Annotated in this window: 16 protein-coding genes; 6 read left to right on the top strand and 10 right to left on the bottom strand. The window is 69.5% G+C overall.

Annotated features, from left to right (window positions below; translation table 11 throughout):
- Positions 1–413: 413 nt before the first annotated feature.
- The 7 genes from TSO352_RS24535 to TSO352_RS24505 all read right to left on the bottom strand — a co-directional run bounded on the left by TSO352_RS24535 (position 414) and on the right by TSO352_RS24505 (position 8151).
- Positions 414–3062, bottom strand: coding sequence for an EAL domain-containing protein (locus tag TSO352_RS24535; RefSeq protein ID WP_247872384.1), 2649 nt, complete (start codon positions 3060–3062; stop codon positions 414–416).
- A 31-nt stretch (positions 3063–3093) separates the two neighbouring features.
- A complete protein-coding gene (locus TSO352_RS34100) occupies positions 3094–4830 on the bottom strand; it encodes a HAMP domain-containing methyl-accepting chemotaxis protein (protein WP_247872383.1) in 1737 nt (578 codons plus the stop codon).
- The gene (locus tag TSO352_RS24525) at positions 4827–5366 is read right to left on the bottom strand and encodes a DoxX family protein (RefSeq protein ID WP_109109769.1); all 540 of its coding nucleotides are present in this window, start codon (positions 5364–5366) and stop codon (positions 4827–4829) included. The genes TSO352_RS34100 and TSO352_RS24525 overlap by 4 nt, the downstream gene beginning before the upstream one ends.
- Positions 5363–6199 (bottom strand): DNA-binding domain-containing protein, encoded by an 837-nt coding sequence (locus tag TSO352_RS24520; protein ID WP_109109768.1) that lies wholly within the window; start codon positions 6197–6199, stop codon positions 5363–5365. The genes TSO352_RS24525 and TSO352_RS24520 overlap by 4 nt, the downstream gene beginning before the upstream one ends.
- The gene (locus tag TSO352_RS24515) at positions 6189–7121 is read right to left on the bottom strand and encodes a DUF692 domain-containing protein (protein ID WP_109109767.1); all 933 of its coding nucleotides are present in this window, start codon (positions 7119–7121) and stop codon (positions 6189–6191) included. The genes TSO352_RS24520 and TSO352_RS24515 overlap by 11 nt, the downstream gene beginning before the upstream one ends.
- Positions 7122–7125: 4 nt before the next feature.
- A complete protein-coding gene (locus TSO352_RS24510; RefSeq protein ID WP_109109766.1) occupies positions 7126–7419 on the bottom strand; it encodes a DUF2282 domain-containing protein in 294 nt (97 codons plus the stop codon).
- Between the two features lie 66 nt (positions 7420–7485).
- Complete coding sequence (locus TSO352_RS24505; protein ID WP_247872381.1) at positions 7486–8151, bottom strand: peroxiredoxin-like family protein; 666 nt, start codon at positions 8149–8151, stop codon at positions 7486–7488.
- A 149-nt stretch (positions 8152–8300) separates the two neighbouring features.
- Between TSO352_RS24505 and TSO352_RS24500 the strand changes: the two genes are divergently transcribed.
- Positions 8301–9194 (top strand): LysR family transcriptional regulator, encoded by an 894-nt coding sequence (locus tag TSO352_RS24500; protein WP_109109764.1) that lies wholly within the window; start codon positions 8301–8303, stop codon positions 9192–9194.
- 159 nt (positions 9195–9353) lie between these two features.
- Positions 9354–12122, top strand: a complete 2769-nt coding sequence (locus TSO352_RS24495) for an ATP-binding protein (RefSeq protein ID WP_146210790.1) — start codon at positions 9354–9356, stop codon at positions 12120–12122.
- Here the strand turns inward: TSO352_RS24495 and TSO352_RS24490 are convergent.
- Entirely contained in the window at positions 12076–12780 is a 705-nt protein-coding gene (locus TSO352_RS24490; protein ID WP_247872380.1) for a response regulator, read from the bottom strand. The genes TSO352_RS24495 and TSO352_RS24490 overlap by 47 nt on opposite strands.
- 201 nt (positions 12781–12981) lie before the next feature.
- Between TSO352_RS24490 and TSO352_RS24485 the strand changes: the two genes are divergently transcribed.
- From TSO352_RS24485 to fdh3B, 4 genes are all read left to right on the top strand, one after another.
- Positions 12982–14103, top strand: coding sequence for a NapC/NirT family cytochrome c (locus tag TSO352_RS24485; RefSeq protein ID WP_199231710.1), 1122 nt, complete (start codon positions 12982–12984; stop codon positions 14101–14103).
- Between the two features lie 44 nt (positions 14104–14147).
- A complete protein-coding gene (locus TSO352_RS24480; RefSeq protein ID WP_109109760.1) occupies positions 14148–14774 on the top strand; it encodes a molecular chaperone TorD family protein in 627 nt (208 codons plus the stop codon).
- Positions 14775–14818: 44 nt separating this feature from the next.
- The gene (gene torA, locus TSO352_RS24475; RefSeq protein WP_109109759.1) at positions 14819–17290 is read left to right on the top strand and encodes a trimethylamine-N-oxide reductase TorA; all 2472 of its coding nucleotides are present in this window, start codon (positions 14819–14821) and stop codon (positions 17288–17290) included.
- 106 nt (positions 17291–17396) lie between these two features.
- Positions 17397–17993, top strand: a complete 597-nt coding sequence (gene fdh3B / locus TSO352_RS24470; protein WP_109109758.1) for a formate dehydrogenase FDH3 subunit beta — start codon at positions 17397–17399, stop codon at positions 17991–17993.
- A 99-nt stretch (positions 17994–18092) separates the two neighbouring features.
- Here fdh3B and TSO352_RS24465 read toward each other — a convergent pair whose 3' ends face one another.
- Both TSO352_RS24465 and TSO352_RS24460 read right to left on the bottom strand, forming a co-directional pair.
- Positions 18093–18416: a cytochrome c gene (locus TSO352_RS24465; protein ID WP_109109757.1), complete on the bottom strand. Its 324-nt coding sequence runs from the start codon at positions 18414–18416 to the stop codon at positions 18093–18095.
- Between the two features lie 64 nt (positions 18417–18480).
- Entirely contained in the window at positions 18481–19749 is a 1269-nt protein-coding gene (locus TSO352_RS24460) for a PQQ-dependent sugar dehydrogenase (RefSeq protein WP_109109756.1), read from the bottom strand.
- Positions 19750–19986: the final 237 nt, after the last annotated feature.

Genomic DNA, 19986 nt, shown 5'->3' with positions numbered 1-19986 from the left:
CGGCATCCTGTCGGCCGACGAGACGCTGGCCCGGCGCTACATCGAGCTCGGCTGCCGCTTCGTCGCCGTCGGTTCCGACCTCGGCATCCTCGCCAGAACCTCCGAACAGCTCGCCGCCAAGTTCAAGCCAACCGTCTGACACCGCCGCCGCCCGCAACCCGGGCGGCGCTTCCGGGGGGCCGTTGCCACGTTGATGGCGGGGCGGAAGCTCTTGGTTCAGTCCGTGCCGAACGGTTCGGCACGGACTGAACGCATGGAATGGCAGAGTGCGTGCGGGCCATCCGAGGGCCGGCGTGCTTCTCGGTGGTGATGGTTGCCGTCGCTGTCGATGGCTCGGCACAGGCTTCCCACTCGCGCACGGCTTCGTGAGAGAAGAGCGGTCCGGGCCGCAGCGGGATTTCGGCCCATCCCGGTCAAGCGTGCCCGGCGGCTGACAGCAGCGCGTCGGCGTCGGTCACGGTCAACGGGCGGGCGAACAGGTAGCCTTGGGCGTAGTCGCAGCCGATCCGGGTGACGACCGCCCGCTCCTCCTCGGTCTCGATCCCTTCGGCGACCACCTGCAGCCCGATGCGGTGGGCCAGTTCGACGATGCCGCGCAGCAGCGATTCCTGCTTGGGATCGGTGCCGAGCGCGCTGATGAAGCTCTTGTCGATCTTCATGACGTCGAACGGCAGGCGGCTGAGGTGCGACAGCGAGGAGTAGCCGGTGCCGAAGTCATCCATGCACAGCGGCACGCCCAGCGCGTGGAAGCGTTCCAGGATGGCGCGGGCCTGATCGTGGTCGCCGACGGTCATGCTCTCCGTCACCTCGATCTTCAGCCCCTCGGCGCGGCCGTCGGCCAGGAAGTCCAGCATGTCGTCGACATAGCGTTCGTCCCACATCTGGCGGGCCGACAGGTTGACGTTGACAGTCAGGGCGCCGGCCCCCGCCATCCGGCGCCAGCGGGCGAGCTGCGCCACCGCCTGTTCCAGCACATGGCGGCCGAGCGGCAGGATCTGACCGGTTTCCTCGGCGATCGGGATGAACTGGGCCGGGCTGACCAGACCGAGGTCGGGGTGGCGCCAGCGGACCAGCGCCTCGAACCCGGTGAGCCGCCCGTCCGGCAACGCCACGATCGGCTGGTAGACCAGGAAGATGTCACCGGCCTCCAGCGACGGCGTCAGGTCGCGCTGCAGCCGGCTGCGGATCAGGATCGCCTCGCGCAGGGAGGCGTCGAACAGCACGGTGCGGCCCTTGCCATGCTCCTTGGCGCGGTAGAGCGCGATGTCGGCGTCGCGCAGCAGGCTGTCCGGGTCGTCGCTGGTGCCGTCGTCGACCGCCAGACCAATGCTGAGCCCGACCCGCAAATCCATGCCGCCGGCGCAGACCGGGCGCTGGAACGCGGTCTCCAGCGCCCGGGCGCGGGCCATTGCCGCCCCCTGCCCGGCGGGGACCGCGACGACGAACTCGTCGCCGCCCAGCCGCGCCACGAACTCACCCGGTTCCAGCAGGGCGGAGACCCGCTCGGCCGTCGCGATCAGGACGCGGTCGCCGACGGCGTGGCCCAGGCTGTCGTTGACGACCTTGAAGCCATCGAGGTCGAGGAACAGCAACGCCAGATCGGTCCGTCCATTGCTTAGTGCCGCCTGGCGGTCGTGCAGCCAGCGCACCAGGAAGGCGCGATTGGGCAGCCCGGTCAGGAAGTCGTGGGTGGCCTGATGGACCAGCCGCGCCTCGTAGGATTTGCGGTCGCTGACATCGGCCGCCGATCCCGCCAGCCGCACCACCCGGCCATCCGGGCCTGCGGCGACGATGCCGTGCAGATGGATCCAGGCCGGGTTCTGGACGTCGCCGTCGATCGCCTCCGCGTGGTCGCCCGGGCCGTCGTCCGAACCGGTGGTCGGCGGCGGGACGCGGAACTCGACGTCGAAGCTGGCGCCGTCGGTGCCCCGCTCGCCCTGCCGGATGGCGGCCAGGACGGCGTGGCGGTCGTCGGCGTGGACGTGGGCCAGCAGCGCGGCGATGCCGTCTCCGCCACCCTTTCCACCGCCGGCTCCACCGCCATCCGCCGGCAGATGCAGCATCTGCCGCAGCCGGGGCGACAGGTACAGCTCGCCGCTGTCGAGGTCCCAGTCCCACAGCCCGTCGTTGGCCGCCGCGGCCGCCATGGCGTAGCGGCGCTCGCTCTCGCCCAGCCGCCGGGTCTTTTCCTCGATCGCGGCGAACAGGTCGCGCAACGCCACCCGGCTGTTCTCGAGGCTGCGGCCGAGCAGACCCAGCTCGTCATACCGGCTGCCCGGCGCGGCGGCCTTGGCCGTCCAGTGGAAGGGCTGGTCGAGGTCGCGGCGGGCGAGCCGGCGGGCGTTCTCGACCAGCCGGCCGAGCGGGCCGACGATGCGGCTGCGGGTGAACCACACGGCAGCGCCGGCCAGCCCCAGCACCAGCACGGCGATGACGCCGCCACCGACCGCCATCAGCCGCTGGAGGTCTTCGATGCCGTCCAGCGAGGCCATGGTCAACCGGGCGCGCTGCAGGCTCAGATGGGTGTTCAGCGCCGCCAGCCCGGTCACCGCGTCGCGGCGGCAGGCGTCGAAGGCCTCGGCCGGGATCGCCGCCGCCGGGTCCTGCATCTGCACCTGGATGGCATCGAGGAAGGCGGTGATGGCGGTGATGGCGCGTGCCTCGTCGGCGCTGGGGGTGACGATGTCGCGGTAGATCGCCAGATTGGCGCGCGACAGGGCCAGGGCCCGGTCCAGCGCCGCGTGGTCGGCGGCGTTGCCGTCCTTGCCGCCGCGGTAATGGTCAATGACGCCGCCGAGCCCGAGATGCCCGCGCACCTCCGACAAGGCGTCGGATTTGGTGGCGGCCTGCAGGTCGTAGTCGCGCCAGCCGTCGGCCACCGCGTCCATGCCCCGCATCAGCTGCAGCCCGACCGCGACCATCACCGCCAGACAGATCACCAGCGCCGCCGCCAGCAGCAGCGCCGACCGGGCGATGGTCAGGGTCCGGCGCCCCGGTCCGGCCATGGTTCCGGGCAAACGATCGGGCATGGCCCCGGCGTCCTCGCTGACGATCTCGGTCACGCCGGTGTTCCCTTTCCCCAGGCCCGCAAGGTCACGCGCGCAGCGCGTTCGAAAAGCTGTGCGCCGCGCCTTCCAGCCGCTGCGTTTCGCTGCCGAGCGATTGTGCGGCGGAGAACATGCCTTCTGCAACCATGCCGGCTTGCTCTGCGGCCTTTGCAACCTCGCACATCGCGGCGCTGACCGCCCCTGCCGATCCGGCGGTCTCCTGGATGTTGCGGGCGATCTCGCGCGTCGCCTCGTCCTGCTGGGTGACGGCGTCGGCGATCTCCTGCGCCATGCGGCAGACCTGCTCCAGGCTGCCGCCGATGCCCTGGATGGCGCCGACCGCGCCGTCGGTGGCGCTGCGGATGGTGGCAATCTGCTGGGTGATGTCCTCGGTCGCCCGCGCCGTCTGGTTGGCGAGGTTCTTGACCTCCTGCGCCACGACGGCAAAGCCCTTGCCCGCTTCACCGGCCCGCGCCGCCTCGATGGTGGCGTTCAGCGCCAGCAGGTTGGTCTGGCTGGCGATGGCGTTGATCAGCCCGACCACCTCGCCGATGCGCTGCACCGCCTCCGCCAGGCTGGCGACGGTGGTGGTGGAGCGATCCACCTGATCGACCGCCGCCGTGGTCAGGACGACCGAGCCGCGCACCCGCTGCCCGATCTCGGCGATGGAGGCCGACAGCTCCTCGGTGGCGGCAGCGACCGTCTGGACGGTGCCGGCGGTGCGGGCGGCGGCGGCCGAGACCTCCTGCGTGCTGCCGATGGTCCGGGTCGAGGAGTGCGCCAGATCCTGCCCGGTGCGGTGCAGGGTGCCGGCCCGGCCGGCGAGCGCGGCGGCCAGCGTGCCGATCTCGCCCTCGAAGGCGCGAAGGTTGCGTTCCAGCTCCTCCTGGCGCCGACGCTCGCGCTCCGCCTCGGCGCGCTCGCGTTCGCCCGCCGCGCGCAGCCGGACCAGCCCGTCGCGGAACACCCGGACGGTGCCGGCCATGGCGCCGATCTCGTCGCGGCGGCCGACCAGCGGCACCGCGCTGTCGAGATCGCCGCCGGCCAGCCGCTCCATGAAGGCGGCGAGCCGGGCCAGCGGGCGGACGATGCGGTGATGGGTGAACCACAGGAACAGCCCGGCGATGGCGACCAGCAGCACCAGCGCGACGCCGCCGCCGGTCATCACCGTGCTGTTCAGCGTGGCGATGCCCTGGCGGTTGGCTTCGCCGAGGGCGGCGCGGCCGCGCGTCAACTCGCCGTTCAGCGTCCGCATGGCGGCCACCGCCGGGGCGGTGTCGAGCGCGGCGGCGCGCGCTAACTGGTCGAGCGGCGTGCGGGCGGCCAGCGCCGCCTCCGCCCCGGCCAGCTTGGCTTCGACCTGCGCTAGCGTCGCGGCGACGGTGTCGAGCGCCGCGCCCTCGGCCGCCGTCAGGTCGCCGGCGTAGCGGTAGACCTCCAGGTTGGCGACGGCGGATTTCAGGCTCTGCCGCACGTCGGCGGCGCGCGCCGGGTCGCCGGTCAGCAGATAGTCGCCGAAGCGGTGGATCACCCCGCCGAGCCCCAGCGCGCCGCGCAGGTCGGACAGCGCGTCGGCCTTGGCCGCGGCGCCGAGGTCGTAGGCGCTCCAGCGCTCGTCGACCTGCCGGATGCCCTGCACGGTGACGACGCTGACCGCCAGCACCAGCAGCAGCACGGCGACGAGGCCGGACGACAGCAGCCAGCCGAGCTGGGCGATCCGCCGGTGTCCGGGCGTCGGGCGGGCGGACCCGGGAACGGGCGCTTGGACAACGGTCATGGTCATGGGGTTCCTCCACCCGGACGGCGACCGAGGCCGGCAAGCCAATGGTCGAGCGACAGCCGCCCGCCGCCGCGGACGATCAGGCCGGCGAGCAGCAGCATCCAGAAGCAATGCTGCGGATTGTCGAAGGCCGGGTTCTGCGCGCCCAGCACGAACTGGATCACCATCGCCATCGCCAGCAGCGGCAGCGCCGCCAGCCGGGTCGCCAGCCCCAGCACCAGCAGGACCGGCATGGTCAGCTCGGTGGCGGCGGCCAGCAGCGCGGCGAGGTCGGGGGGCAGCAGCGGCACCCGGTATTCCTCCTGGAACAGGAAGACGGTCGCCGGCCAGTCGCCGATCTTCTGCAGGCCGGAGCGGAAGAAGATCGGCGCCATCGTCAGCCGGACCGTAAGGTCGAGCAGCGGCGTGGCGTAGCGGTCGAGCCGTCGGGTAATCCGGTCGCAGGCCTCCAGCGCCCGCCCGGACCACGCGAACCCCGGTCCGGCCGGTGCGGGTGAGGACCGGGCCGATGACGGCCTCAGCGAGGGCGATGACGTCATGGGGTGGTTCCTCCGGGTCGGGGGGCGGAAGACGGCCGGTCCAGCGCGAAGCCGGCCAGCAAGCGGTTCTGCAGCAGCAGCGCCAGAAGGGACTGAAGGTCGCTTCCCGCGGTCGCATCGTCAGCAACCGCATCGTCCAGGGTCGTGCCGGCCAGCAGCCGGGCCGCGAGCGCGCCGTCGGCCGCGGTCAGCCGGGCGCAGCGCACCTCAGCCGCCGGGCCTCCCGCGCCCTCATCGGTCCCGCTTTCGGGGCTGCGGCCGACCAGCACGGCTTCGGGGATCGCTGCAGGGATCGCGCCGCCGTCCTTCCACAGCGCGTGGATGTTCCAGTCCGCCCGCACCAGCCGCAGCGACGGGTGCGGCACCAGCCGCAGGGCGCCGGTCTGTTCCGGCGGGATGGCGGCCAGCCGGGCAAGGTCGAGCGGTTCGGCGTCGGCGGCGAACAGCGCCTCGTGCATCGCCCAGTCGAGCCGGGCGAGGTCGGGCGCCCAGGGCGCCAAAGGCAAAGGGGGATGTCCGCAGGCCCGCTCCGGCTCGGCCAGCCAGTCGGCGAAGCCGGCGCCGTAGCTCCACAGCGTCGGCCGGCGGGGCGGCGCCTCGGCCACGAAGCGGCAGGCGAGCGCGGTGAAGCGCTCCTCGCCCAGGGCGCGGCGCAGGCTGGGGTGGGCATGGCCGAGGATGGCGGCCAGCGAGCCCATCACCGTGTTGCGGTAGACCGCCAGCCGCCCGGCCGGGACATCCGGCCGCAACGCCGCGGCGACCGCCGGATCGCCCCGCAGCAGGAAGGCGGCGAAGTCCCGCTGCAGCGCGGCCAGTCGGGCGTCAGCCGGCATGGCGGACCTCCCGCGTTCCTCGGTCCGGCCGGCCCTGCCCCGGCATCCTGGCCTCCAGCAGCCGTTGCGCCCGCGCCGCCTCGTCCAGCAGACCGCCGAGCGGCGGCAGGTCGTTGTCCCATTCGATCAGCACCGGCCGCGGGCCGACGCGGTCCAGCACCGCGGCGTACAGCGTCATCACGGCGTCGCCGACGGCGCTGCCATGGTCGTCGACCAGCAGTTCCTCGCCGCCGACGGTCAGGCGGGCATGGCCGGCCAGATGCAGCTCGCCGACCGCGTCGGCCGGGATGGCGTCGAGCCACACCGCCGGGTCGAAGCCGAGATTGACCGACGAGACGTAGAGGTTGTTGACGTCCAGCAGCAGCCCGCAGCCGGTCCGCGCCACCAGCTCCGCCAGGAACTCGGCCTCGGGAATGGCGCTGTCGGCGAACGCGACATAGGCCGACGGGTTCTCGACCAGGATGCGGTGGCCGAAGGCGTCCTGGGCGTGGTCGATGTTGCGGCGGACCCGCTCCAGGCTGTCCTCGGTGTAGGGCAGCGGCAGCAGGTCATTGAGATAGGCAGCGTCGGCGACGCTCCAGGACAGGTGCTCGGAGATCAGCCCCGGCTCCAGCCGGTCGTGGAGAGCGCGCAGGCGCATCAGATGGTCGGGATCGAGCCCGCCGGCGCTGCCCAGCGACAGGCCGACGCCGTGGCAGCTGAGCGGCACGTCGCGCCGCACCCGCAGGATGCCGGCCAGCCGCGGGCCGCCCGGCACCAGGTAGTTTTCCGAATGGATCTCGACCCAGGGAATCGGGCAGCCGGCCGCGACGAACGCCTCCCGATGCGGCTCGCGCAGGCCGATGCCGGCGGCGACCGGCACCAGCCTGGGCGGCACCGGCTTGGACGGCACGGCAAGCGTGGACGGCGCCGTCGCGGCCATGGGCTCAGCCCTTCTTCTTCGGGTTCGCGCCCTCGAACGGCTTCAGTTCCCCCATCTCGGCGGCGCAGGTGCCGGCCTTGACCAGCTTCCAGTCGCCACCATCGAAGGTCAGGTTGGTGTTGCCGGCGCAGGAATGCAGGCCCTTGGCGTGGGCGCAGCCGTTCTCGCCCGCCTTGGAGACGCCGTAGCATTTCTCCATGTTGGACTGCGCGGCGGCCGGGCCGGCCATCAGGGTCAGGGCGCCGGCCAGCGCGCCGGCGATGGGGAGCAGGGCCAGGGTCTTCGGGGTGGTGGTCATGGTCGGGGTTCCTCCTGTGCAGGATGTGCGTGTGCGGGATGACGGGTGTGGAATGGCCGGGGTCGGTCAGGACGCCGGCACGCGGTCGTGCAGCAGGTCGATGAGCGCCTGCGGCTCCGGGCGTTGGGTGAAGTCGACGTCGATGGCGGCGAAGCGGACGACGCCGCTGGACGACAGCAGGTAGGTCGCCGGGATCGGCAGATGCCAGGGTTCGCCGGGGGGGCGGCCCTGGCGGGCGTTGAGGTCCAGGCCGCGGTCGCGGTAGAGATCCCGCAGCTCGTCCGGCACGCGGTAGACGAGGCCGTAGCTGCGCGCCACCGCGGCGCCCTGGTCGGACAGGATGTCGAAGTCGAGCGCGTTGCGCTCCGCCAGCGTCAGGCTGTGGTCGGGCAACTCGGGCGACACCGCGATCAGCCGGGCGCCGCCGGCGGTCAGCTGCGGCAGCGCCATCTGCATGGCCCTGAGCTGGGCGCAACAATAGGGACACCACTCGCCGCGGTAGAACAGCAGCACGACCGGTCCGCGCTCCAGCGTCTCGTAGAGCGACACCGTGCGGCCGAGCTGGTTGGGCAGCGCGAAGTCGGGGGCCTGGAGCCCGGGGCGCAACGCCCCCAGCTCGACCCCGCGCGCCTTCAGGTCGGCGACGACACGGTCCATCAGCGCCAGCACGCCCGGCGGCAGGGTCTTGCCGGCCTGCGCCCGGATGGTGCGGAGTTGGCGTTGCAAACGCATCGGGCGGTTCCCTGTCGGCGTGTCCGTTGAACCGATCCTGTCAAAAGCCGGCGATGCGAAACATGGGGGGACACGCACAATATCTTTGCGCAGAATGCACGAATGCGCCCGAAGTGAACGGGTGGGTGGACCGGAACGAGGGAGGCGACATGGACCGGCTGGACGACCTGACCGTGCTGGTGGAGGTGGTGGACGGCGGCAGCCTGTCGGCGGCGGCGGAGCGGCTCGGGCTGTCGGCCTCGGCGATCAGCCGGCGGATCGCCCAGATGGAGAACCGGTTGGGCACCCGCCTGCTGGCGCGCACGACGCGGCGGATCGCGCTGACCGACGCCGGCGCCACCTTCTGCCTGCGCGCCCGCGCCATCCTGGCGGCCCTGGACGAGGCGGAACAGTCGCTGACCGAGATGGGGGAGGAGCCGCGCGGCACGCTGCGCGTCACCATGCCGGTGATGTTCGGCCAGATGCGGGTGGCGCCGCTGCTGCCCTCCTACCTGCGCCGCTACCCCGGCGTGTCGCTGGAGGCGAGCCTGAACGACCGCACCCAGCGGCTGGTCGACGAGGGGTTCGATCTGGCGATCCGGGCCGGGCGGCTGGCCGATTCCACCCTGATCGCCCGCCGCCTGCGGCCGCTGCGCCGCCATGTGGTGGCCAGTCCCGACTATCTGGAACGGCGCGGCGTGCCGCAGTCGCCGGCCGACATCGCCCGCCATGACTGCCTGACGCTGCTGTCCGGCTCCGGCCGGGCGGAGTGGGAGTTCCTGGTCGAGGACCGGCGCGAGATCCTGCGTCCGACCGGCGGCTTCCAGACCGACAGCCTGTGGCTGCTGCGCCATGCCGCGGTCGGTGGGCTGGGGCTGGCGCGGCTGGCCGACTTCATCGTCGAGGACGACATCCGCGCCGGCCGCCTCGTCCCGGTCCTGTCCGCGCTGGAGGTGACGGACGAGGCGATCCACGCCGTCTACCCGGCCACCCGCCATGTCTCGCCGAAGGTCCGCAGCTTCATCGAGCATCTGCTGGTCGGCTTGGGCGGCCCGGGGTGTTGACCGGCGCCCGCCCTGGTGCGTCGAGGCAACGGCTTTCGATGGATCACCGTCAAAGGCCGCTGGTATAAGGTCACCCGACCGTCGCACCACGGTTGGGGAACTGCGCCCGCGTGCCGGATCGCGCACCAACGTCTCCCGCTCGGGCATGAGGGAATTCGCGTGTTCAAACGTTCGCTGGCGCGGCTTGTCCTTGTCCTGCAATGGGCGTCGATTTTGGCGTTGGGTCTGATCACCACGCTGTTGGCGGGGCAGGAATGGCTCGCCTATCTCGACGCCGAGCGGATCGTCGGCCTGACACGCGCGGACCGCGTGCTGTTCCAGTCGATGACCGGCATCCGCTTCGAGGTCGGGGTCAGCGGCGTGGCCGTGCTGACGCACGACGACCCGCGCGCCCTGGTTCACGAATCGTATCGGACCGTCGACGCCTTCTACCGGTCCGCACTCACCTCCATCGCAGGAACCGACATCGAGGAACGCGACGCGATGCTTGCGGCGGCGCGCCAATCCTACGCGGATCTTGAGCGCGCGCGCGTCCTGATCGCGGAGCAGTTGCGGCGGCCCCTGGCCGACCGGGACATGGCCCCGGCGGAGCCCTGGCGTCAGGCCATGTTCGACGTCGTCGGGCGGCTCGGCGATGCGTCCATCGCCGTCGGCAACACCCTGCGGATGCGCGACCCCGCCATCGCCGAGCTGGTGCAGGTGCGACAGTCCTCCTACGTCATCCGCGAGCGCTACGGACGCCCCTGCTCGACCTTCCGGCCCAACATTCAACGCAACGCGCCGCTCGACCGCGGACAATTGGCCGCCTGGCGGGAGGACGTCGGTGCCTACACCTCCCGCTGGCGGGACCTGGAAACCCTCCTGCGCCGCCCGGGGGCTCCGGCTCAGCTGGTTGAGGATGTCCGCAACGGCCGCCTCGCGACCGAAGCGGTGCAGGGACGCATGGACGAGATCCTGTACGGCCTGGATGGCTCCGGCACCCCGGCCATGCCGGCCGCCGAGTGGTCCCAGCTCTGCGTTTCCGCCTACGACGCCATTCTGACGCTGGGCGAGCATGCCCTCGACCTTGCCATTGTCCGGGCCGAAGAGCGCAAGGCGAAGGCGTCCCTGATGCTGGCGGGCATGGCCGGACTTGCGGCGACGAGCCTCCTGCTGGGCGGACTGTCGATCGTCGTGGTTCGCCGACGCCTGTCGCAGCCGATGAGGGCGCTGGTCGCCACCATCGGCCGATTGTCGCAGCAGGATTTCGACGCGCCGGTCCCCACCACCGGCTACCCGGATGAGACCGGCGTGATGGCCGGCGCACTGGAGGATCTGCGCGTCGGCGCGCTCCGGGCCCAGCACCTGCACCGCCTGCTCGACGAGGCGCGGGATGGCGAGATCAGGCGCGCCAACGAATTGAACGCGGCGAAGACGGCCTTCCTCGCCACGATGAGCCACGAGGTGCGCACCCCCCTGAACGGCATCCTGGGCATGGTCCAGCTGCTCGACGACAGCCCGCTGTCGGCCCGGCAGCGACAATGGCTCGACGCGATTTCCAAGTCCGGCTCCCTTCTGCTGGCCATCCTCAACGACATCCTCGACTTCTCGAAGATCGAAGCCGGGCGGATGGAGCTGGAATCCATCGCCTTCAGCCCGCAGCACCTCCTGCAGACCGTCACCGCGACCATGGCCCCCCAGGCCGACGGCAAGGGCCTGTCGTTCCGTTGCGAGCATCCGCCGCTGCCCGCCTGGCTGATCGGCGATCCGGCGAAGCTCGGCCAGGTGCTGCTCAACCTCGCCAGCAACGCGGTGAAGTTCACACACACCGGCGGCGTCACGCTGAGCGCGCGGTGCCTGGACCAGCCGGCCGCCGAGGACGGGGTTTGCCTGGAGTTCAGGATCGCCGACACCGGGATCGGCATGACGCCGGAAGCGGTCGCGCATGTGTTCGACGCCTTCTCCCAGGGTGATTCATCGATCACCCGGCGCTTCGGCGGAACGGGTCTGGGCCTGGCCATCTGCAAACGCATCGTCGGGATGATGGGCGGCGACATCACGGTGACGAGCACGCCCGGCTCAGGCAGCGTCTTCACCGTGGTGCTGACCTTCCCGGAGGCCGCGTCGGGTCCACGATCCAGCGCGCAGACCGTCGTGGCCGAGCCGTTGCCCAGCCTGTCGATCCTGGTGGCCGAGGACAACGAGGTGAACGCCGCCGTGGCCATCGCGATGCTGGAGCGGATGGGGCACAACGTCACCCATGCCGCGGAAGGCTGCACCGCCGCCAGGTTGGCTGCGGACAACGACTATGATCTGGTGATGACCGACCTCGCCATGCCGGGGCTGGATGGCATCGGCCTGACGCGCAGCATTCGCGCCCTGCCGCACGCGACGCGTCGTGAGGTGCCCATCGTGGCCCTCACCGCCGACGTCGCCACCGAGCGCGTGCAGCAATGCCTTGCCGCCGGCATGACCGGCTATCTCGAAAAGCCGTTCCAGCGGCACGACCTGGAACGGGCCCTCGCGCAAGCCATCGGCGCTTTGGACGTGGTGAGCCGCCCGCCTTCCGACGAACCCCCGTCGCTGCTGGAGGAGCGCGCCAACGATCTCGGCGAGGAGATTGCCGGCCGCATCGTCGAGCTGTTCGCGACCACCGCCCCCACCCTGTCCGCCGAGGCGACCGAGGCCGCCAGGACCGGCGATGCCGATGCGTTCGGCAGCGCTGCGCACCGGCTGAAGGGTGCGGCCGGCCAGGTCGGCCTGCATCGTCTGGCGCGGCTGGCGCTTCAGGCCGAACAGGCGGCGGCCAACCATCCGGAGGCCATCCCGCACTGCGCCGAGGCGATGGCAGCGGCGGTTCCGGCCGCCGTCGAGGCGCTGCGGCACGCCTGGGCCGGCGTGCTCAGCGCACGGGCCCAGCGAACCGGTAGCCCACCCCATGCTCCGTGACGATCAGGTGCGGGTCGGCGGGGTCGGCCTCGATCTTCCGGCGCAGGCGCGCGATCAGGACGTCCACCGTGCGGTCGTTCGGCGGTCCGTCGCGGTGGCTGATCTGGTCCAGAAGGGCATCGCGCGACAGCACCTGTCCGGGATGGCGGACGAGCGCGGCGAGCAGTTCGAACTCGCCGCGGGTGAGCCGCACCTCCTGCCCCTCCGCGGAGGTCAGGGTGCGCTGCGACAGGTCGAAGGTCCAGTTGGCGAAGCCCCGCGTGAGGTTGTGCCGCTCCAACCGGGCGCCCTCCGCCGTGCGGCGCAGGACGGTGCGGACACGGGCCAGCAGCTCCCGCGGTGAAAAGGGCTTGGTGACGTAATCGTCGGCCCCCAGCTCCAACCCGAGGACGCGGTCGATCTCGTCCGACCGGCTGGTCACGAAAATGACCGGCAGACCCGACCGGCTGCGCAGCTCCCGTATGATGCTCAGCCCGTCCTCGCCGGGCAGCCGGATGTCCAGCAGAACCAGATCCACCCGTTCGCGGCCCAGGATCCCATGCAGCCCGCGCGCATCCCCGACGGCGCTGATCCGGTACCCTTCGCGCTCGAGATAGCCTGCAAGCGTTTCGCGCGCGACCGGCTCGTCTTCCACAACAACCAGATGAAAATCATTCACCGCCAGCACTCCCGACAAGCCGTCTGCGACATATCGTCCTGTTAATATCCTGTTCGCAACCGGACGAATGGGCATTCATACCAGCCGGATATCTCCTGATCCAAGTATTCCACGACTGGCGGATGAAACAGGAGAGCCGCAATGTTTGGTCCGACCTCACGACTACGGGAATGGCTGAAGAAGCCCGTCGGAGTCGGCACGGTGGTTGCGATAGCCGTGCTGTCTGCCGGCGGAGCCTTGGCGGCCTGGGGAACATTCTCCGTCGTCATCGATAAGACCAACTCGCTGGAGTTCTGCGTCTCCTGCCACTCGATGCAGGCCACCGTCTACCAGGAATACCAGAACTCGCCCCACTTCAAGAACGCGTCGGGCGTGCGCGCCATCTGCTCGGACTGTCATGTGCCCAAGCCCTTCATCGACAAGATGATCGCCAAGGTCATGGCGGCGAAGGACGTGTACCACACGGCTCTCGGCACCATCGACACCCCGGAGAAGTTCGAGAAGAACCGGCTGCACATGGCCAAGTCGGTGTGGGCCAAGATGGAGGCGACGGACTCGCGCGAGTGCCGCTCGTGCCATTCCCAGGACGCCATGGACGTCCACAAGCAACGCCCGAAGGCCCAAAGCCTGATGGCGAAGGGGATCGAGCAGGGCCAGACCTGCATCTCCTGCCACAAGGGCATCGCCCACAAGCTGCCCGACATGGCAAGCGGCTACCGCGCGATGCTGACCGAGCTGAAGGACGCCGCCCCGGCCAAGAGCGGCAGCGCCAACACGCTCTACGCCATGGAAAGCGCGGAGCTTTACAGCGAACGCCCCGACGGCGCCCCCGGCAGGGGCGACGGCAGCGTCTTCCCGCTCACGGTGGCCAAGGTGCTGGAGCGCCAGGGCGACTTCGCCAAGGTGGAGGTCCAGGGATGGGTCCAGGAAGGCGCCGGCCGCCTGCTGGTCGCCGCCAAGGCCCGGCGCATCTTCGAGGTCACCATGTCGCCGAAACTGGCTGAAACCGTTGCCAGACAGGGCGAGGCGGAAACCGACCCCGACACCGGCCTGTCCTGGCAGCAGGCCAGCGTGACCGGCTGGGTGAGGACCGCGGCCTTCACCGCCGACAACAAGGCTCTCGACGCCTACGGCGCCGAGATGGTCGGCGCGACCTGCAGCACCTGCCACAGCCAGCCCCACGCCGACCATTTCCCCGCCAACCAGTGGATCGGCATCATCAAGGACATGAAGGACAGCACCGCGCTCAGCGCCGAGGACGTGCGGTTCCTCCAGTCCTACCTCCAACGCCAGGCGAAGGACATGGTGAAGCACGGCTCCTGAGCCGCGCCGCCGACGAACCTTTCAACCAAACGGAGACAGACGCCATGTCCGTCCGGTCCATCCCGGCGGCCGACCTCGCCGACATCTGCAGCGAGCTGGCCGGTTTCTTCGGAGCGCCGCTTGAAGCCGAAGACGTCCGTGCCCTGCGCCGGCACGGCGGGTTCGGGCCGCTGGGGGCGCTCGCCGCCGATCCACTCTATGCCGCCGACCTCCGGCGCGCGCGGGAGGCGGTGCTGGCCCCGGCGTCCGAGGAAGAAACGGTCTCCCGTCTCAACAGCGGCTACTGCCAGCTGTTTCTCGGCATCGGCGGGGCCGCCGGCGCGCCGCCGTTCGAGTCCGCCTACCGCGGCACCGGGCGCCTGTACCAGGAGGCGGTCGACAGCATGGCGGAGCTTCTCGCCACCTGCGGGCTGCGGCCGGCGGACGGTTTCGCCGAGCCGCCGGACCATCTCGCCATCGAGTTGTCCCTGTTGGCCCAGTTCATACAGTCCGGCGCCGATGCGCCCGACCTCGGTGACGGTCCGGCTGCGGCCTTGCGCCGGCGCTTGGCCGAATGGGTCCCGGCCTTTGCCCGGGGCTGCGCCCGCTACGACCGTTCCGGTTTCTACGCGCCGCTGGCGGCGGTGCTCACCACCCTGCTCGAAGACGGCACGCTCGCCCTCGCCGCCTGAACGATCCGCCTCGCGACAGAGGTTTTGGAGAAGGAAAAGATCCCATGATCGAACAAGACACATTGCGTGTTTCCCGTCGCCGGTTCCTGCAGACGACGTCGGCGGCGGCGGCGCTTGGCGCCCTGTCCGGGATGCCGTTCGGGCTGTCCAAGGCCTACGCGGCGAGCGCCGCCGTCGCGGACGGCGAGTATCTGCAGGCGTCGCACTGGGGCGCCTTCTGGGCCAAGATCGAGAAGGGCCGCTTCGTATCGCTGCGCCCGTGGGAGAAGGATCCGCGTCCCAGCCCGCAGCTGCTCGGCGCCTGGGACCAGGTCTATTCGCCGACCCGCATCCGCTATCCGATGGTTCGCCGCGCCTGGCTGGAAAAGGGGCCGGGAGCGGCGCCGGAAACCCGCGGCGCCGGTGATTTCGTCCGCGTGAGCTGGGAAAAGGCCTTCGACCTCGTCGCCGGCGAGATCAAGCGGGTGCAGACCGATTTCGGCCCCTGGGGCATCTACACCGGTTCCTACGGCTGGGGACCGATCGGCCGTGTCGGCAACCCGCAGACCATGCTGAAGCGCCTGATGAACCTGACCGGCGGCAGCGTGGTGTCGTCGAGCAACTATTCGAAGGCCGGCATCGAGGCGATCATGCCCTACGTGGTGGGCTCGATCGACGCCGAAGGGCCGCAGACCAGCCACCAGACCATTCTCGACAACACCGACCTGATCGTCTTCTGGGCCTGCGATCCGCTGAAGAACAACCAGATTTCGGCGGCCATCCCCGACCATGGCGAGTATGGCTGGTTCGAGGCGATGAAGAAGGCCGGAAAGAAGGCCGTCTTCATTGATCCCGTCCGCACCGAAGGCTGCAAGATGCTGGGGGCGGAATGGTTGCCGGTGCGGCCACACTCCGATGTCGCCCTGGCCCTCGGCATGGCGCACACCCTGTTGACCGAGGATCTGCACGACAAGGAGTTCCTGGCGAACTACACCGCGGGCTTCGACGCCTTCGCCCAGTATCTGCGGGGCGAGAAGGACGGCACGCCGAAAACGGCGGAATGGGCGGCGGCACTTTGCGAGCTGCCGGCCGACACCATCCGCGACCTGACGCGCCGGTTGACCAAGGGCCGGTCCATGCTGGTCAGCGGCTGGACGCCGCAGCGCCAGCAGTATGGCGAGCAGTTCCCGTGGGCCTTCGTCACGCTGGCCGCCATGGTCGGGCAGATCGGCCTACCGGGTGGCGGCTTCTGCCAGCGTTATCACCTGGACAACGCCGGCACGCCGAGCGCCAACGCACCGGGCCTCGCCGGCTCGCTGCAGATCGGCAAGCGCAAGGAAATCAAGCCCTGGCCGAAGGAGAAGGGCACCACCAGCATTCCCTGCGCCCGCGTCGTCGACATGCTGCTGAATCCGGGCAAGACCTACCAGCACAACGGAAGCACGTACATCTATCCGGAGATCAAGCTCTGCTACTGGGCCGGCGGCAACCCGTTCCACCATCACCAGGACCGCAACCGCATGGTCGAGGCCTGGGCGAAGATCCAGACCTTCATCGTGCAGGACTTCCAGTGGACGGCGACCGCCCGGCACGCCGACATCGTGCTGCCCGCCACCACCAGCGTCGAGCGCAACGACATCGAGCGCGTGGGCGTCGTCGCACGCAAGGCGATCGTCGCGATGAAGCAGTTGATCGACCCGGTGTTCGAATCGCGCAACGACTACGACATCTTCGTCGAACTTGCGAAGCGGCTGGGGGTCGAGCCCGAGTTCTCGGCCGGGAAATCGGAGCTGGACTGCGTCCGCGAGATCTATGAGGACGCCCTGAAGCAGGCGACCGCGAAGAAGATCCCGATGCCGGACTTCGACACCTTCTGGAACAAGGCCGGGGTCGTCGAGTTCGCCACGCCGGACTCCGCCGTGCGCCGCACCAAGTACGCCGATTTCCGCGAGGATCCGGTCATCAACGCGCTGCCGACGGCGACCGGACGCATCGAGATCTACTGCAAGGCCATCGAGAAGATGGGCTACGACGACTGCCCGCCGCACCCGACTTGGCTCGAACCCAGCGAGTGGCTGGGTCAGGCGAACCGGAAGTTCCCGCTTCACGTCAACTCCAACCACCCGCAATACCGTCTGCATTCGCAGCTGAACGGCACCAAGGTGAGGGAGCTTTATGCCGTCGGCGGACGCGAGCCTTGCCGGATCAACAGCGCGGATGCCGCCGCCCGCGGCATCAAGTCCGGCGACATCGTGCGGGTCTTCAACGGCCGCGGCCAGTGCCTGGCCGGCGCGGTGGTCTCGGACGACATCCGGCCGGGGGTCATCGAGCTGCAGGAGGGCGCCTGGTACGACCCGGCCGAGCCCGGCAAGCCCGGCACCCTGTGCAAATACGGCGATCCGAACGTGCTGACGCCCGACATTCCGACGTCGAAGCTGGGGCAGGCAACCTCGGCGCACACCTGTCTGGCCGACGTCGAACTGTACAAGGGCACGGCCCCGGCCGTCACCGTGTTCGACACGCCCAAGGACGCGTGATCCGCTGACGAACGACCGGCAGCCCTTTTCCTCTCGGGGCTGCCGGCGCTCCGGCAACCGGAAGCGTCGGGAGGACGTCCGGGCCGACGCAAGCCGAGGGCCGACGATGGCGCGCATGGTTTTTCTCAGCGACACGGAGCGCTGCATCGAATGCAACGCCTGCGTCGTCGCCTGCAAGAACGAGCACGAACTGCCCTGGGGGATCAACCGACGCCGCGTCGTGACCACCAGGGACGGCAAGCCGGGCGAGCGTTCCGTTTCGATTTCCTGCATGCACTGCACCGACCCGCCCTGCCTTGCGGCCTGCCCGGTGAACAGCATCTACCAGACCGCGGATGGGGTGGTGCTGCACGACAAGGACCGGTGCATCGGCTGCGGCTATTGCGCCCCGTCCTGCCCGTTCGGTGCCATCCGCTACGAGCAGCGCGGCGCTTTCGGCGCGCGCGGAAAGATGGACAAGTGCAATTTCTGCAACGGCGGCCCGGAGTCCGGTGTCGCGGACGTGGACTTTGAGAAATACGGCCGCAACCGCATCGCCGAAGGCAAGCTTCCGCTCTGCGCCGAGTTTTGCGCCACCAAGTCGCTGCTGGCCGGCGACGCCCAGACCGTGCTGGACATCTACCGCGAGCGGGTGGCCAAGCGGGGCTATGGATCCGGCGCATGGGGATGGGCCAAGGCGTACCACGTCGACGCCAAGCCGTGACCGGGGCCGCGCACCGGGCGTGGTGCCCAAGGGGGGCCGATGCAGCAGGGCCGCATCCGGCTCGGCGCCGGCCGGCACGCCCCTGCTGCGCCGGGTTTCTCAGGGTGGCGTCACCTCGATCACGATCGAGCTGTAGTAGGCGGACAGATCGTCGATGTCCTGGTCGCTCAGCGACGTTGCGATGATGGACATCATCTCGTTCTTGCGCGCGCCCGATTTGTAATCCGACAGAGCTTTCTTCAGGTACAGCTCCTGCTGGCCGGCCAGATTCGCCGCCTGGGGAATCTTTGCGACACCGTCCAGCCCGTGGCAGGTCTGACACTGCACGGCCTTCTGCTTGCCAAGCTGGGCGTTGCCGGCAAGAGCCGCGCCGGGACAAAGCGCGAGAAACAGCGCGACGGTGGTGCTCCGTGTTATCAGCATCCCAATCCTTTCCGGCCGGCGGTTCCGCATGGAGCCGCCGGCTTGTGATCGCCGCACCAGACGGTCATTGCTCGTACGAGATCCGGTAGATGGCCCCGGCCAAGTCGTCGGACACCAGCAGCGACCCGTCGTTCAGCGTCGCCACGTCCACCGGACGGCCGAGATACTCGCCATTCTGGGTGAGCCAGCCTTCGGCGAAGACCTCCGTCTTGTCCGCAGTGCCGTCCGGCTTGAGGCTGGTGAACATGATGCGGGCACCGACCGGCGTGCTGCGGTTCCACGACCCGTGCTGCGCCGAAAAGATGCCGCCGCGATACTTCGCCGGGAACTGGTTGCCATTGTAGAAGGTCATGCCCAGGTCCGCCGCGTGCGCGTCCATCTCCACCTGCGGGTAGACGACGTCGGTCGGCGCCTGCTGGTCCTTGTACTCCGCGGTGCGGACCTTGCCGCCGCCGTAGTAAGGAAAGCCAAAGTTGAGTCCCGGCTTCTCGGCACGGTTCAGCTCACCCGGCGGAATGTCGTCGCCCATTCCGTCCACCTGGTTGTCGGTGAACCACAGAGCCTTGTCCTTCGGGTTGAAGTCCATGCCCACCGAGTTGCGGATTCCCCAGGCGAAGACTTCGCGGTTCTTGCCGTCGCGATCCATCCGGATGATGCCGCCGATGCCGGCCTTCTTGTACAGGTTCATCTTTTCGGGAGCGAAGACGTTGAACGGCTGGCCGACCGTTATGTACAGCTTGTCGTCCGGCCCGATCCGACAGACGCGGGAGGTGTGGTTGTAGCTTTCCTCTTCCTTGGGGATGAGTTCACCACCCTTCACAACCTGGAACGCCGCCACGTCGGCACCCTCATAGAAGAACTCGGCGGCCGGGAACATCAGCACCCGATTCTGCTCGGCGATGAACAGGAAGCCGTCCTTGGAGAAGCAGACGCCGTTCGGCACCGAAAAGTTGATGGTCGACGCGAACGGCTTCACTTCGTCGGCGACACGGTCCTTGTCGCGGTCCGTGACGGTGTAGACCTTGGTCTTGCGCGTGCCGACGAACACGGCGACGCCCTGCGGTCCAACCGCCATATGGCGAGCATCGGGAACGATGGCGTACAGGTTGATCTTGAAGCCGGACGGCAGCTTGATCCGCGACAGGCTCTTCTTGATGGCCTCGGCCTTCGGCCCGGTCTGCGGGATGTTGGGTATTTCCGTCATCTCGCCGGTTGTCCGGAAATTTTCCAGCTTCTCCAGGTTGCCGGGTGGCTTCGGCAAGTCCTGGGCTGCAACGGGCAGAGCGAGCAAAGCCGTGGCGAATGTGGCCGCAGCCCTCAGCGACGCCTTCATAGTGTCCTCCCATTTTTTGTTTCTATTTGGCTTGTGGAAACATTTTTCAGGCGAGCTTGATGGAGGTCAATCGACGCGATGCGCTACTATCCGGATTTGGTAGCCAGCCATCGCTCTCCCACGGGCGATCTCCTATGGATGACTTTTCTGCACGACCCCGAGGGCTTTCGCCGTGACGTTGGTGCAAAGGGCCGGGTTGGTGGTGCTCGGACGGGCACGCCGACGCCGCCGGCCCGC

The organism is Azospirillum sp. TSO35-2, from assembly GCF_003116095.1.
Classification (GTDB): domain Bacteria; phylum Pseudomonadota; class Alphaproteobacteria; order Azospirillales; family Azospirillaceae; genus Azospirillum.
The sequence above is the reverse complement of the archived record's forward strand: the minus strand, read 5'-3'. Positions and strand labels throughout refer to the sequence as shown.

Excerpts from the sequence above, each read along its gene's own strand:
- TSO352_RS34100 (WP_247872383.1), bottom strand. The coding sequence starts at position 4,830 with ATGACCATGACCGTTGTCCAAGCGCCCGTTCCCGGGTCCGCCCGCCCG.
- TSO352_RS24525 (WP_109109769.1), bottom strand. The coding sequence starts at position 5,366 with ATGACGTCATCGCCCTCGCTGAGGCCGTCATCGGCCCGGTCCTCACCC.
- TSO352_RS24520 (WP_109109768.1), bottom strand. The coding sequence starts at position 6,199 with ATGCCGGCTGACGCCCGACTGGCCGCGCTGCAGCGGGACTTCGCCGCC.
- TSO352_RS24515 (WP_109109767.1), bottom strand. The coding sequence starts at position 7,121 with ATGGCCGCGACGGCGCCGTCCACGCTTGCCGTGCCGTCCAAGCCGGTG.
- TSO352_RS24510 (WP_109109766.1), bottom strand. The coding sequence starts at position 7,419 with ATGACCACCACCCCGAAGACCCTGGCCCTGCTCCCCATCGCCGGCGCG.
- TSO352_RS24505 (WP_247872381.1), bottom strand. The coding sequence starts at position 8,151 with ATGCGTTTGCAACGCCAACTCCGCACCATCCGGGCGCAGGCCGGCAAG.
- TSO352_RS24500 (WP_109109764.1), top strand. The coding sequence starts at position 8,301 with ATGGACCGGCTGGACGACCTGACCGTGCTGGTGGAGGTGGTGGACGGC.
- TSO352_RS24480 (WP_109109760.1), top strand. The coding sequence starts at position 14,148 with ATGTCCGTCCGGTCCATCCCGGCGGCCGACCTCGCCGACATCTGCAGC.
- torA (WP_109109759.1), top strand. The coding sequence starts at position 14,819 with ATGATCGAACAAGACACATTGCGTGTTTCCCGTCGCCGGTTCCTGCAG.
- fdh3B (WP_109109758.1), top strand. The coding sequence starts at position 17,397 with ATGGCGCGCATGGTTTTTCTCAGCGACACGGAGCGCTGCATCGAATGC.
- TSO352_RS24465 (WP_109109757.1), bottom strand. The coding sequence starts at position 18,416 with ATGCTGATAACACGGAGCACCACCGTCGCGCTGTTTCTCGCGCTTTGT.
- TSO352_RS24460 (WP_109109756.1), bottom strand. The coding sequence starts at position 19,749 with ATGAAGGCGTCGCTGAGGGCTGCGGCCACATTCGCCACGGCTTTGCTC.